This is a genomic window from Aliiroseovarius crassostreae, assembly GCF_025137635.1.
In the GTDB taxonomy this organism is placed as follows: Bacteria; Pseudomonadota; Alphaproteobacteria; order Rhodobacterales; family Rhodobacteraceae; genus Aliiroseovarius; species Aliiroseovarius crassostreae.
In genome coordinates this window covers 2,710,760-2,724,161 of sequence record NZ_CP080772.1, presented here as the reverse complement: position 1 = coordinate 2,724,161, position 13,402 = coordinate 2,710,760, and the positions used below count along the sequence as shown (strand labels likewise).

Here is a 13,402-nt window from a genome sequence, read left to right as displayed (position 1 = left end):
AGACAGTTGAATGATTGGTATCATTGGCATTGCCCTGATTTTTATCATGGTGTTCGGTGGTTATTTGGCCGCTGGCGGAAAAATGGGGATTATCCTGAAATCCCTACCCTTCGAGTTTACCATGATTGGGGGGGCGGCGGCTGGCGCTTTTGTCATCTCAAATGATGTGCCGGCGATCAAACATACGCTCAAAGATGTCGGAAAGGTTTTCAAAGGACCAAAATGGGCACATGAGGATTACCGTGATCTGCTGTGCCTACTTTTCGAACTGATCCGCCAGGCCCGCCAGAATGCGGTTGCGCTGGAAGAGCATATCGAAAACCCCGAGGAAAGTGCCATTTTCAACCGTTACCCCAAAATCCTGGGTGACAAGGAGGCCATCGAACTTATCTGCGACACGCTGAGATCGGCATCCATGAATTACGATGATCCGCATCAGGTGGAAGAGGTGCTTGAAAAGCGGATGGAGGCGAACTTGCACCACGCTTTGCACGGCAGTCACGCTTTGCAATCGGTTGCGGATGGGCTGCCTGCGTTGGGGATTGTGGCGGCGGTTTTGGGGGTTATCAAAACCATGGGTTCCATTGATCAGCCACCTGAAATCCTTGGGAAAATGATTGGGGGCGCGCTTGTTGGGACATTTCTGGGGGTGTTTCTCGCTTATGGCCTTGTGGCACCGTTTTCCTCGAAGGTTAAGACCGTGGTGGAAGAGGATGCCCAATTCTACCAACTGATCCGTGAGGTGCTTGTTGCGAATCTCTACAATCACTCAGTCAATATCTGTATCGAAGTCGGACGCCAGAACACTCCAGGTCATTGCCGCCCAAGCTACTCGGAGCTTGAAGAAGCGTTGAAGGAAGTCAAGAAAGCGGCGGCGTGATGAAACAACTTTGGGTAATGATGATCGTGTTGTTGACGGCGCTACCCGGCGTTGCTCGGGATTTGGCCGTTCGGTCAGGTGAGCATGATCAATTCACACGTCTTGTGGTCTATACCCAGCAACCTTCGGGTTGGAAATTCGGCCGTGTGCCCGGGGGGTATGAGCTAAGGCTGGCCACCGATGGTGTTGGTTTTGATTTGTCCCGGGCATTCAACTTGATCCCCAGGTCACGCATCAAAAACCTCGAAGATCGGGGGGATGGCACGCTGTTTCTGGACATTGATTGCCAATGCTATGCGGATGTTTTCATTGCCTCTGGCGGCCAAATTGTTGTCGATATCCGATCCGGAAAACCGGAAGAAGAGAGTGCCAAATATGAAGCATTTCTGGATCAGCTGCCACTGCAGGTTTCTCCCGGGACAGAAAATAGCGCGATCGCCCGGTTAGGCCTGCCTTTGTTTCCCATGCCGCAGTCGGATCTGGCCAAATATCTGCAACCAGAGAATGAGAAACTGGAGGAAACACAGGGAAGTTCAGAGCAGGATGAACCGCTCTTGTTCGATGAACATATTCGGGGTGATCAGAGTGAAGTGGTGTCTCCTGAAGAACGAGTGACGCAGACCGAGCTTGCACTGATTGAGCAAATTGGGCGCGCTGCCGCACAGGGATTGGTTGATGCCAATCTTTCCACACTGGAAGCGGAAGTGGATAGAATAACGCACCCGATCAAAGCTCAGGAACCGGATGCCCCCCCCCCGGTTCCAGACCTGCAACCGGTTCCGACAATTGATGTCAATGATCACATCGCAGTGCAGACCTCCATCGACCGAGAAACGAGCCTGCGGAAGTCGGCAGTGCTGTCTACCCAAGAGGGTTTTGCCTGTATCCCCGATACTGAATACGACATAGCAACCTGGGGCGGAGATATCAGTAATGGCGCGGAACTCGCCAAATACGCGTCTTCGATATTAGGAGAGTTTGATCAGCCAAATCCTGACATGTTGAATGCCTATATTCGCCATCAATTGTACCTGACATTTGGTGCCGAGGCGATGCTCCTTGCAAACGAGTTTCCTAAGGCCGTGGGTCGGCCGGAGATTATTCAACAGATTGCAGAAGTCATGGACTGGCACAAATCGGCGAGTTTTCGTGAATTCGCACCACAAATGGGCTGTGACGGCAAAACTGCTCTGTGGGCTGCTCTTGCACAACCGGAGTTTCGTCCAGGGCAAGAGATTAATCAAAAGGCGATTATTTTGTCATTTTCTGAATTGCCTTTGCATTTGCGCCGCCATCTTGGCCCGGACTTGGCGCATAAATTTCTGGCATTTGGGGATGCGGGTACTGCCAACGCTCTGCGCAATCTCCTAGATCGTGCGGAGGGGGACCATGGCCCTGGTTTTAACCTATTGGAGGCGCGTCTCGAATTGCAATCTGGGGCGTTTGAAAATGCTGAACATACGCTCACGCAACTTGTTAACGAAGATTCAGATATAGCTCCGGCTGCAGCCTTAGAATTTGTGAACTCCCGCATTGCTCAGGACCAGCCTGTCCCCGAAAGATATTTGGAAATTCTCTCCACTTATGCTTTCGAACAAAGAGACTTGCCCCTGGGGGCTGACCTGAAATCCGCAGAGATCAGGGCGCGGGTTATGGCGTCTGATTTTAGTGAAGCTTTTGCCCAGATGAAAATGGCGCAAAAAGAAAATCTGTTTGACGACGAAGAGCTTGGAAATTTGCAGAAATTTGTGTTTTCAAAGCTAGAGAAGAATGGCTCGGATGCCCAGTTTTTAAGATATGTTTCGGGAGCGTCTTCGGTCTTGGGTTTCCTTGATGAAGACCTGAAAACATCTCTGTCTGCACGGTTGTCTGACTTGGGTTTTGCGTCACCGGCAAGAGCCCTCTTGGACACGGCAACCGTGGTTCCCGATCCTTCGCGCCGGTTGGTTTATGCAACAATTGCACTGCTGGAGGGGAAGTCTGAGGTGGCGCTTGGTTATCTCGCTGGGTTGGAAACGCCGGAGGCAAACCTATTGCGCGCACAAGCATGGGAAGTTTCGGGTGATTTTGACGCGGCGGCGGAAATATATCGAACTCTGGGCGAGACTGAAAAGCAGATCAAAGCAGAGCTGCGTGGGGGCAATTGGGGCGGCCTTTCACAGTCTGGTCCTGCGGCGTTGCAAGACATGGGGCGCCTTATATCTGCGTCTTCGACACAAGATGTGGATCAAAACGTGGGCTCGCTGGCACGTAATGCCAGTATTTTGACGGAAAGTGCCGCGATGCGGACAACAATCGAAAACCTGCTCACGGAATTGCCACATCCCTAATGTGATTACGTTTTGTAAATACATGATCGCTAGGTTGGGGTTAACCAACATCGGCAAGAAGTGCGCGTAAAATGACAAGAAGTGTCAATAGCCTCAAAAAGGCCAGAAATTCCTTTGGAAATATTGTCGGCAAGGCTGTGTTCCTGTTGGCTGTCAGCGCTTTGCAAGCTCATGCTGAAGGGGATGACTCTTACATTTGTGACCAGATTGCTGCTGCGGCATCAGCGCAAACCGGCGTTCCCATTTCTGTTCTGAAGGCAATCTCCCTAACGGAAACAGGTCGGAAAAGAGGGGGGGGGATGCGACCATGGCCCTGGACGGTCAATATGGAGGGGAAAGGGGTTTGGTTTGACACTGAAGATGAAGCCAAGTCCTATGTTTTCAAGCACTTTAAGCGAGGCGCGCGTAGCTTTGATGTCGGGTGTTTCCAGATAAATTACAAATGGCACCACCAGAACTTTAGCTCTTTGGAGGAGATGTTTGACCCGCTGGCCAACGGTCTATATGCGGCGAAATTTCTCAATGATCTCTTCGTGGAAAAAGGAAATTGGCGGGATGCGGCAGGCGCTTATCACTCGCGCACTCCGAAATACGCAGATAAGTATAAAGCACGGTTTTCAAAGTTTCGGTCTCGGTTTGCGGAGCAGGACAAAAACCCACCAGTTCTGGCTCTCGCAGATGCGGGAGATCCAACCGTAGAAAACACGCCTATCCCGGAATTATCATTGGCGCCGCGCGTCAATAATTTCCCACTTTTGCAAACAGGAACTGGCACAAAATCACTCGGTTCTCTGGTGCCAGCCGGCCGGGGGATGATCAGGCCCTTTTTCTCAAACGGTAACGGGTAACCAATCATGACCTTTAGCCTGTCGGAGATTTTCAAACCCACCATTTTGCTCGCATTGGCTTTGATGGCTATCATCGTAATGATGATTTTGCCAATGCCCGCTTGGGTGTTGGATATCGGGCTGGCCACGTCATTTGCTTTGGCCATCTTGATGTTCACGGTGACCCTGTTTATTGAGCGGCCTTTGGATTTTTCCGCATTTCCCACCGTCCTTCTGGCCTCGTTGATGTTGCGCCTTTCGATGAATGTCTCATCGACAAAACTAATTATCGGTCAAGGGCACACCGGGACGTCCGCTGCGGGTGATGTGATCGAAGGGTTCGCCAATTTCGTCATGGGCGGAAGTGTGTTTCTCGGGCTGGTGGTTTTCTGCGTTCTCCTGATCGTTAATTTTATTGTCATCACCAAGGGTGCAACCCGCATGGCTGAGGTCGGGGCGCGGTTTGCTTTGGATGGGATGCCCGGTAAACAGTTGGCCATTGATAGCGATATGTCCGCCGGGGCAATCGACCACGCTGAAGCCAAGGCGCGCCGGGAAAAAGAGCAGGCAGAAACCACGTTTTTTGGATCACTGGATGGCGCGTCAAAGTTTGTGAAGGGGGATGCCATTGCCGGCCTGCTGATCACCCTTCTGAACATCGTGATGGGGTTGGTAATCGGAGTGGCGATCCATGGCATGGATCTGGGGCGCGCGTTTGAAACCTATGCGATCCTGACGGTTGGTGATGGGCTGGTCAGTCAGATCCCCGCCGTGATCATTTCCATTGCCTCGGCCCTGCTCTTGGCGCGGGGTGGGGCGACAGGCTCCACCGATCTCGCCCTGTTTTCGCAGTTGGGTGGTTACCCTGCTGCCCTGGGAACGGTTGCCGTTTTGATGGCATTGTTTGCCCTTGTGCCAGGGTTGCCGTTTTTGCCGTTTGTTTCCGGGGCGATTGCGCTCGGCATTGCCGCCTGGGTTGCCAACCGCAAACAACTTGAAAAGGCGCAAAAGATCCAGTCTGAAGAGGTGCTTGAGGCTGAAGAGAAAAAAGAAGAGAGCATCGGTGATATTCTTGATCTTGACGACATCCATGTAGCGTTCGCTCCCGATCTCATCCCGATGGTGCTTGATCCTGCGACTGGCCTGGATGCCCGGATCAACAATATGCGAAGCCATGTGGCCGGTACTTTTGGGCTTATCCTACCCGAAATTCGTCTGACAGATGACGGATCCCTCCAGCCGGGAGGGTATGTCATTAAAATTCAAGGTGTTGTCCAGGCTGTCGATCGTCTGGAAATGGATAGGGTCCTGATGATCCTCAGCGGGACCGAGATTGATCTACCTGATGGGGATGATGTGCGCGAGCCGGTTTATGGCGCTCCTGCAAGGTGGATCAACGCTGATGATCAGGAAGATGCCGCCTTGCAGGGGGGCACAATTGTCAGCTCAACAGAGGTTCTGGCAACACATCTACTGGAAGTGATCAAACGCAACTTCCCGCGGCTGCTCACGCTCAAGGCGTTGCGCCGGCTGATGGATGAATTTGTCAACCTGTCCGACCCCGTGCGGGCCGAAGCCAATAGGCGGCTTCTTGATGAGCTTGTGCCGGAAAAAGTGCCCCTGGATCTTCTGCTATCGGTCCTGCGCCTGCTGTTGGAAGAGCGGGTTTCCATTCGAAACCTTCCGTTGATCCTGGAAAGCATTGCCGAGGCCCGCCCGATGTTGCCAACACCAGAAAGCATTTGTGAACATGTCCGGCACCGCCTCGGGTTTCAATTGGTCTCGGAGTTGAAACGTCCGGATGGCACCATTCCTCTCGTGCAGCTTGCACCGGAATGGGAGGAGCGGTTCTCGACCTATCAGATCGAGAGTGATCGTGGACCACAGGATGTCGCCTTGCCTCCGGATGAGTTCAATCGGCTTGCCACCTCAATCGCTGACCGTATTGCCAAGGCAGGAGAAACCGGGATCTACCCTGCCTTGGTGACGTCCACCCGCCGCAGACGTTTTTTGAAAACCGTCATGGTGGCAAAAGGAATTGCCAATCCGGTTCTGTCTTTTGAGGAGATCGGCACTGAGGCCCGCCCGTCGCTGGTGGGAATGGTGCCAGTGTGAGTTTTCAATTGGCAGAGCTGTTGGGGTTCGGGCAATCTGCGCTGATTGTTGGATTTTTTGTGTTCTTGCGCGTGGGTGCCGCAATGGCGCTTTTGCCAGCCTTTGGTGAACGATCCGTGCCGGAACGCGTGCGGCTCTTTCTGGGGTTTGCCTTTACCTTGATTGTGGCACCTGCCAGTGCCCTGCAGATTGAAACCGCGCTTGCCGATCCCATGCGTGCCAGTGCAATGGTATTTTCAGAGCCGATTGCCGGATTGGTTCTGGGCGGAGCGGTGCGCCTGTTTATCCTGGCACTGCAAATTGCGGGCAGTATGGCGGCGCAATCCACGTCGTTGGCGCAGATTTTTGGGGGAGCAAACTCGGATCCTCAGCCTGCGATTGGCCATGTGTTGCTTGTTTCTGGTCTGGCCCTTGCGGTGATGCTGGGCCTGCATGTGCGGTTGGCTGAACTGTTCATCCTGTCTTATGAAGTCATGCCAGCAGGGCAGTTTGTTGCGGGCGATATTCTCAGCCAATGGGCCTTGGATCTTGTTGCCCGGATTTTCGGTTTGGCCTTCACATTGGCGGCCCCCTTCCTGATTGCATCATTGATTTACAACGTGGCGCTGGGTGTCATAAACCGTGCGATGCCCCAGCTGATGGTGGCGTTTGTTGGGGCGCCAGCGATTACGGCGGGCGGCCTGATTTTGCTGTTTGTTTGTGCGCCGCTTTTGCTGCCTTTATGGGTGGATGCCTTGGTTGCATTTCTTGACCGGCCATTTGGGGAACCGTGATGGCAGATGGTGAAGACGACGATAAGCAACACGAGGCGACACAGAAGAAACTGGATGATGCCCGCAAACGTGGCGAGGTGCCGCGTTCTCAGGACCTCACGACAACTGCCGCCTTTGGGGGCGTGTTGATTGTAGGTGCTGCGCTTGGCGCGCGTAGTTTGGAGGCATTGGGAACCTTCCTCGCAAACCTGCTTGCACGTGCCGATACCTTTTCGATTGATCTGTTCAATGGCGGCGGCCCCACAGGCATTGGTACGTTGCTATTGGGTGTCTCACGAAACATGGCGCCGTGGTTCGCAATACCTGCGTTGGCGGCAATACTTCTGACCATTGCCACCAGAAGTTTTGTTGTGGCTCCAGAAAAACTCAAACCAAAGCTTTCAAAGATCTCGCCACTGTCCAACGCGAAAAACAAGTTTGGGCGCAATGGGCTGTTTGAGTTCGCGAAGAGCTTCACCAAGCTATTGATCTATTCGGTCATCCTCGGGGTTTTCCTCTTTGCGAAGCTGCCGCAGATTGTCGGGACGCTTTACCTGACGCCTGCGATGGCAACAGCCACTTTGCTTGACCTGTCGATGCAGTTTTTTGCCCTGGTCTGTGTGGTCATGCTGGCAATCGGCGGCGTGGACTACTTGTGGCAGTGGCAGGAACATCTTCGCAAGAACCGGATGTCGCATAAAGAGCTGATGGATGAGGTCAAGCAGAATGAAGGTGATCCACATGTGAAAGGGCAGCGTCGGCAGAAGGGGTATGAAATAGCGATGAACCAGATGCTGGCGGATGTGCCTGATGCGGATGTCGTGATTGTGAACCCGACCCATTATGCCATTGCGCTCAGGTGGTCTCGTCTGCCCGGTGAAGCGCCTGTCTGTGTCGCCAAAGGGGTGGATGAGATTGCGGCGCGCATTCGTGAAGTTGCGCAAGAGGCAGGGGTGCCGATCCATCGGGATCCGCCAACAGCGCGCGCGATACATGCTTCGGTCGAAATTGGACAAGAGATTTTGCCGGAGCAGTACCAGGCTGTTGCGGCTGCAGTCCGGTTTGCAGAAGCAATGCGCAAACGGGCCCGTGCGTTTGGAGGTCACAAATGAAAAAGCAACTTCAGCAACTTGGCGAGGTGTCGAACATGATCCTCGATCTCAAACTGGCGGATCTTCAAATGGTGGCACAGCAGATTGGCGCCCTGCAGGCTGAAAACCACAAGGTAAGGCAGGATCAGGAAAGGCGTGCTCATGAGTTAGGTCAGACCGAGACGCCAGACCTTGCTCAATATGCCGGTCAGGATGAGCGATGGAACGCCTGGGTGCAGACCAAGATAAAAGCCCGGAATATCGAACTGGCGAAACTCAGTGCGGAGCGGGAGGACAGAATGGCGGCGGCCCGCACCGCGATGGGAAGAGCCGAAGTCATCAAGTCCCTTTTGAGAAAAAATCAATCATAGCCGCGCAAGGAAAAATGGGGGCCGCGTTTCCGGCGCCCCCCAAATCGTTTCCTGGATCAAACGGCTTCGATCTGCCGGGTGGCGGTTGCCAAAGACACGGTTCCGGAACCGAAATCACTGACAGGAATTTTAAGGTCAACTGACCCGTTGGCGGTGGCACTCATGGCTGCAAGCGGCACTGGTTGCATCGAGACCCCTGCGAACCAGACCTTATGGGCCGCGCCCGTGTCGGGATGCCCTGCAAACCCGCCTGACCGGTTGGAGTAGTTGGCCTGCCAGAACACGCGAACATAGGTCGTGCCGGGGGCGAAGTTGAAGGGGGCATTTGTTCCCGATGTGTCAATTCCGCCAATATGGGCAGATGCATCATACCAGCTGTCCACCGCTGGGATGTAATCACCTTCCAGAACCACGTTCTTGTCGTTGCCAATACCGCTATTGGCAATTGATGTGCCCGCGGGCCAGATCCCGGAAGGATCGTCTGGATTGCCCAAGCTGGTGGGCAGCGGCTGGTTCAGCGTGACGACATGGGTGGTTTTATTGACCTGTCCCAGATCAAACAGACCAGCTTCAACAAGACGAGAGTAATGCGCATATCCCCGACCGTCGCTGTCCTTGTAGCCGAAAATAATCACCCCCTGCTGGTTGGCATCTGCGCTGCTTTCATTCCATCCGGCGGAATTTGTCAGGGTGATGGAGGTGTCGCCCGGCTGGAGCGGTGCGGCCAGAGTGGTCAGGCTGTCGGTGCCACCATGATAATAGCGCATGTGATGTTTGCTTTCGATCACGTTCTGGTCGGCGTCCAGACATGTCAGGCCCATATATTGCTGGTGTCGTTCGCCCTCGGAATAGCCGGACCAGTCACCCGCTACGCTTTCTTGTCGAACATAAGCGCCAAGGCGATAGGCGCGGTTCGGATCAACCGCGATCAGCTCACTCATCGCAATCGGCCCGACATGATGACCGGTAAAACAGACTGCGCCGCGCAGATCCGGGGTGGTTTGCCCGTCAAAAACCAGTTCTGCGGGGAAATTGTAGGCATTTCCAAGCCCACATCCGCCGTTCGTCACCAGATCGGTGCCGCGCGCCAGGGCATATCCAGAGGTGATCAGATCGCCGGTCAGCGCGGCTGGGGCAAGGCCGCTTACCCCAGAGGGAAAGTTGATGGATCCCGTGGCGCTGTCCGCGACAAGGGCCTGGTGAAACGAACTGCCATCCGCGCTGACCTTGATCTCAAAATTGTCAGACCCGGTTGTGCCCATTTCTGCGCGGCCCGACCAGTTGGTCTGAAACAGGAGACTGGCAGTGTCTCCGCTTGAGGCCTTATTCACTTTGATCTGGTGGCCGTTGCCTTCGTTGTTGAACAGTGACGCCGGGGATGACACGGACAGGCGGTTGGTGGGGTCGGCGGAGGCGTTGACACCAACCAGCGGCAGGTTTTGGGTGTCTGGCGTGGTGCTCAGTTCAACCCAGGTGGCACCATCAAAAACCTGCGGTTTGGCTGTATCTTCCACGAATGAGATCCAGCCCACAGCCGGAGGCAGGAAAACCCAGGCATTTTCTTCGAAAATCGCGATGTTGCCGGTCTGTCCGGCCCAATCACCAGTGGCACCCGAGGGAATGATAAACCGTTGGCCGTTCTCGGGAGAACCGGGGGGGGTGGCAGAGCTTGCGCTGGTCACGCTCAGTTGAACGACGGCATCCAGTCGGCGCATCCCCTCATTATGGGTGACATGCTTTTGGGCTTGTGAGGCTTGAATATATGGCAGGGACAAGTTGGCGGAAAAGGACATAGCACCCTCGAATTGCGGAAAATCGAAGGGAGTATCGTCACCAGATTGTTAAGTTCAGGGCAAAGCAGCGTACGGTGGGCGGGATGCGCAACGGGTATTCAGTTGGAAATGGAGGGAAACAGCAGCACAGGGTCGCCTTCTTTCCAGGGGGTATACTTGGCCATCACGTTGAGAAGGCGCTGACTATTGATGAAACTGTCCAGCCATTCCCGCGTCGAGGCGTCTGCTTCGCGATCAAAGCGCGGTTTGTCGATCATGGCGAACTGGCGCAGAAACGGCAGGATCGCAAAATCCGCCAAACTTGGGGTGGCGCCAAACAGCCAAGTATTTTTGTCCAGCGACTCGGTCAGCTCACCGATGATTTCCATGGCACGTGTGCGCTCTGCCTCCGGGTCACGATCCGGGTGCCGGACGGCATATTTTGTATGGTCCAGTGCCTTTTTGAAGGGGCCGTCAAACCGGGCAATCAGGGCGTGACCCTCCTGTGGCATTTGCAGCAGACCTTCCGGGTCTGACTGATCCAAAGCCCATTTCATAATGTCCAGGCTTTCGTCAATCACCCCGTCTTCCGTGACCAGACAAGGGACGGTGGCGCTGGGCGACTTGGCCAGAAATGCAGGGGGTTTATCACGCAAGAGGATTTCACGCAGCTCGACCTGGGTGCCGGCGCTGGCAATCGCGAGGCGGGCGCGAATGGCATAGGGGCAACGTCGAAAGGAATAGAGGACCGGGCGCATTTACTGACCTTTGAAGACGGCCGAGCGCCGCTCCAGCAGGGCGTTGACGGCCTCTTCATGGTCTTCTGTCTGGTGACATTCCCCCTGATAGATGGCGGCCAGTTCCAGCAATTGATCCAGACGCAGGTTCATCCCCTCGCGTAAAAGGCGTTTGTTCAGACGGAGTTGCTGCGGAGGGTTATAGGCGATGCGCTGGGCCAGTGACTTGGCTTCGGGCAGAAGGTCCTCGGCGGTGGTCACCTTGCTGACCAGCCCCCATTCTGCCGCAAGCTGGGCTGAGATAGGTTCCCCGGTAAATGTCATTTCCGCCGCGCGGGATAGCCCGATCTGTCTGGGCAGCAACCATGCCCCTCCATCTCCGGCAATCAGGCCAACGCGGGCAAAATTCTCGGCAAAGACGGCGTTGTCCGAGCACAAACGGATGTCGCACATGCAGGTCAGATCGCAGCCCGCCCCATAGGCCGGTCCGTTCACGGCGGCGATCATGGGCACTTCGCAATCCCAGACCGCACGGGCCACTTTCTGGATGCCCGATTTATAGGCGTTGCGGATCTCCAACGCGTTGCCCGCAAAGATTGAACTGCGATCCCGCATGTCTTTGAGGTTGCCGCCTGAGGAAAACGCCTTTCCCGCGCCTGTCAGAATTGCGCATCGGATCGACATGTCCCCGTTGATCCTCGCCATGGCATCGATAATGGCGTCCATCATTTCCTGATCGGTCAGGGCATTGCGGGTTTCCGGGGCGTTCAGGGTCAGGGTTGCCACATGGCCGTCCTGTTCGAATAGGAGTTTGTCGCTCATCTCGGTCCTCATGGATTGTGGGATCGGTTTAGACCGCTGAGCCCGGTTTCGCAAAATGTAACGCTGCGGCCTTCGGTGCAGAGGGCGTGGTGAAATTGTTTTGGCAGAAAAAACAAAACACGTTAAGAAAAACCGGGTGAGCTGATGGTACGGTTTGCCTTGCGAAAGGAATGTGACGATGGATTGCGAAATAGCCGCAGACAATGAGCGCCCCTGGAAGCCCGCGGTTGCCAAAGGGTTGCGGCTGCGCTGCCCGAAATGTGGCAAGGGTAAACTGTTGCACTCCTATCTCAAGGTGAATGACCAATGTGCAGAATGCGGTGAGGAATTGTTCCACCAGCGTGCAGACGATGGACCGGCCTATCTGACCATCCTGATTGTTGGCCACATTTTGGGGTTTGCCCTGCACTTCATCTACACGCAGTTCAAACCTGAACCGCTGTTTTTCGCCCTTTGGCTTTCGGCGATCGCGGTCGTTTCGTCGCTTTTGCTTCTGCCGCGGATGAAAGGGTTGATGGTGGCGTATCAATGGTCACAACGCATGCACGGATTTGGCAAAACCCCCTGATCACAGGTTTTGGGAGGGGGGTAGAATCGAGCAATACCTGTTGAAATGCGGGTTTCAGAGGGGTTGGAAAGAATCAGTTGTCCTTTGCCAGTATCCTCAATGCTGGTTTGCCTGTTTTTGAGGGAATGCCTTATACAAGTATATGAAATTATGAATAAATAACCTTCTGACAGGATATCCATACTAATCAAATGAACTGGTATTCTGCGAAAAATAGCCTTTTTTGACTAACCTTTTAGACAAGTTGTCGAACGCATATCACCGTCTAAACTATTAATTATTGTTAAGTATCTTAGCCATTTTAAGGCCAATCGATATTTCGAGACAGAATTTGTCCTGTCGAGAAGTCGCTGCTGTCAAACGATTTTAGGGAGATGGTATATGTTTCGTGGGGAGAATAGCGCGTTTGCGTCGAAAGATTACGTTTCAGAGGAAGCAACCCAACCAAGCGTTGCTTTTGTCGGGAGCTCTTTGAGTTTCTCAGACCAGATTATTCGGATTGCCAATATCGAATTTGAAGGGGTTGCGTTCAAACGATATGATACGATCGCCGATTTCAGGACTTCCAAAGCCGCCCAAGGAAACCTGATTGCGGTCATCGTGGAAGAAGCCCTTGCGGGTCAACTGGGTGATCTTCTGGAAATGTTCCAAGAGCTAGAAGCAACATGTCAGGTCGTCCTCGGCTATCGGGATGCCAAGCTGGCGGTTTCCGTTTTTCAGAAACTATCCGGGCAGGGGGATCAATGCGAGGTCAGCTATTTGCCCATGGGGTTGCAGTTTGACATCTGGCTGTCAGTTCTGCGCCTGCTGCTATGTGGCGGGAAATTCATTCCGGTTGAGATGGTGGCGGATATGTCCGGCGGACCGGAAGACAGTCTGCGGATCGCAAATGCTGATGCCGGTCTTTCCGAGTTGACCGAAAGGGAACGGGAAGTTCTGGCTCTTGTGTCCGAGGGCAAGCCCAATAAAACCATCGCAACCGAGCTTGATCTGTCCGAACATACAATCAAGCTTCATATCCACCATGTGATCAACAAGCTTGGCGTGCGCAACCGGACTGAAGCGGCGATCCTGTTTCTGGGGGGGGGACGGGCAGCGTGAAGGCTGGCCCGTCACGAATGTCCCGCAACCCGGAAA

The 13,402-nt window shown here is 54.1% G+C and carries 12 protein-coding genes; 9 read left to right on the top strand and 3 right to left on the bottom strand.

Features of this window, described 5'->3' with window-relative positions:
• Positions 1-10: 10 nt before the first annotated feature.
• From motA to K3J57_RS13005, 7 genes are all read left to right on the top strand, one after another.
• On the top strand, positions 11-880 hold the full coding sequence (gene motA / locus K3J57_RS13035) for a flagellar motor stator protein MotA (RefSeq protein ID WP_259785120.1): 870 nt from the start codon (positions 11-13) through the stop codon (positions 878-880).
• Complete coding sequence (locus tag K3J57_RS13030; protein WP_259796229.1) at positions 880-3,210, top strand: hypothetical protein; 2,331 nt, start codon at positions 880-882, stop codon at positions 3,208-3,210. Before motA ends, K3J57_RS13030 begins: the two co-directional genes overlap by 1 nt.
• Positions 3,211-3,281: 71 nt before the next feature.
• Positions 3,282-4,058, top strand: coding sequence for a lysozyme family protein (locus tag K3J57_RS13025; RefSeq protein ID WP_259792285.1), 777 nt, complete (start codon positions 3,282-3,284; stop codon positions 4,056-4,058).
• Between the two features lie 6 nt (positions 4,059-4,064).
• Entirely contained in the window at positions 4,065-6,152 is a 2,088-nt protein-coding gene (gene flhA / locus K3J57_RS13020; protein ID WP_259796225.1) for a flagellar biosynthesis protein FlhA, read from the top strand.
• Complete coding sequence (locus K3J57_RS13015) at positions 6,149-6,925, top strand: flagellar biosynthetic protein FliR (protein WP_173486829.1); 777 nt, start codon at positions 6,149-6,151, stop codon at positions 6,923-6,925. Before flhA ends, K3J57_RS13015 begins: the two co-directional genes overlap by 4 nt.
• Complete coding sequence (locus K3J57_RS13010; RefSeq protein ID WP_259785115.1) at positions 6,925-8,016, top strand: EscU/YscU/HrcU family type III secretion system export apparatus switch protein; 1,092 nt, start codon at positions 6,925-6,927, stop codon at positions 8,014-8,016. Before K3J57_RS13015 ends, K3J57_RS13010 begins: the two co-directional genes overlap by 1 nt.
• Positions 8,013-8,366: a hypothetical protein gene (locus tag K3J57_RS13005; RefSeq protein ID WP_259785113.1), complete on the top strand. Its 354-nt coding sequence runs from the start codon at positions 8,013-8,015 to the stop codon at positions 8,364-8,366. Before K3J57_RS13010 ends, K3J57_RS13005 begins: the two co-directional genes overlap by 4 nt.
• Positions 8,367-8,422: 56 nt before the next feature.
• On the opposite strand, the gene K3J57_RS13000 is transcribed toward K3J57_RS13005, so the two are convergent.
• From K3J57_RS13000 to K3J57_RS12990, 3 genes are all read right to left on the bottom strand, one after another.
• The gene (locus tag K3J57_RS13000) at positions 8,423-10,081 is read right to left on the bottom strand and encodes a DUF2793 domain-containing protein (protein WP_259796221.1); all 1,659 of its coding nucleotides are present in this window, start codon (positions 10,079-10,081) and stop codon (positions 8,423-8,425) included.
• 176 nt (positions 10,082-10,257) lie between these two features.
• On the bottom strand, positions 10,258-10,896 hold the full coding sequence (locus K3J57_RS12995) for a glutathione S-transferase (protein WP_259792277.1): 639 nt from the start codon (positions 10,894-10,896) through the stop codon (positions 10,258-10,260).
• A complete protein-coding gene (locus K3J57_RS12990; RefSeq protein ID WP_259796219.1) occupies positions 10,897-11,697 on the bottom strand; it encodes a crotonase/enoyl-CoA hydratase family protein in 801 nt (266 codons plus the stop codon).
• 178 nt (positions 11,698-11,875) lie between these two features.
• On the opposite strand from K3J57_RS12990, the gene K3J57_RS12985 reads away from it, so the two are divergent.
• Positions 11,876-12,265, top strand: coding sequence for a DUF983 domain-containing protein (locus tag K3J57_RS12985; RefSeq protein ID WP_259796218.1), 390 nt, complete (start codon positions 11,876-11,878; stop codon positions 12,263-12,265).
• Between the two features lie 471 nt (positions 12,266-12,736).
• Positions 12,737-13,366, top strand: a complete 630-nt coding sequence (locus K3J57_RS12980; protein ID WP_259792270.1) for a helix-turn-helix transcriptional regulator — start codon at positions 12,737-12,739, stop codon at positions 13,364-13,366.
• The last annotated feature ends 36 nt before the right edge of the window (positions 13,367-13,402 follow it).

Bases quoted from the DNA above. Each gene is read 5' to 3' on its own strand.
- motA (WP_259785120.1), top strand. From the start codon at position 11: ATGATTGGTATCATTGGCATTGCCCTGATTTTTATCATGGTGTTCGGT.
- K3J57_RS13030 (WP_259796229.1), top strand. From the start codon at position 880: ATGAAACAACTTTGGGTAATGATGATCGTGTTGTTGACGGCGCTACCC.
- K3J57_RS13025 (WP_259792285.1), top strand. From the start codon at position 3,282: ATGACAAGAAGTGTCAATAGCCTCAAAAAGGCCAGAAATTCCTTTGGA.
- flhA (WP_259796225.1), top strand. From the start codon at position 4,065: ATGACCTTTAGCCTGTCGGAGATTTTCAAACCCACCATTTTGCTCGCA.
- K3J57_RS13010 (WP_259785115.1), top strand. From the start codon at position 6,925: ATGGCAGATGGTGAAGACGACGATAAGCAACACGAGGCGACACAGAAG.
- K3J57_RS13005 (WP_259785113.1), top strand. From the start codon at position 8,013: ATGAAAAAGCAACTTCAGCAACTTGGCGAGGTGTCGAACATGATCCTC.
- K3J57_RS13000 (WP_259796221.1), bottom strand. From the start codon at position 10,081: ATGCGCCGACTGGATGCCGTCGTTCAACTGAGCGTGACCAGCGCAAGC.
- K3J57_RS12995 (WP_259792277.1), bottom strand. From the start codon at position 10,896: ATGCGCCCGGTCCTCTATTCCTTTCGACGTTGCCCCTATGCCATTCGC.
- K3J57_RS12990 (WP_259796219.1), bottom strand. From the start codon at position 11,697: ATGAGCGACAAACTCCTATTCGAACAGGACGGCCATGTGGCAACCCTG.
- K3J57_RS12985 (WP_259796218.1), top strand. From the start codon at position 11,876: ATGGATTGCGAAATAGCCGCAGACAATGAGCGCCCCTGGAAGCCCGCG.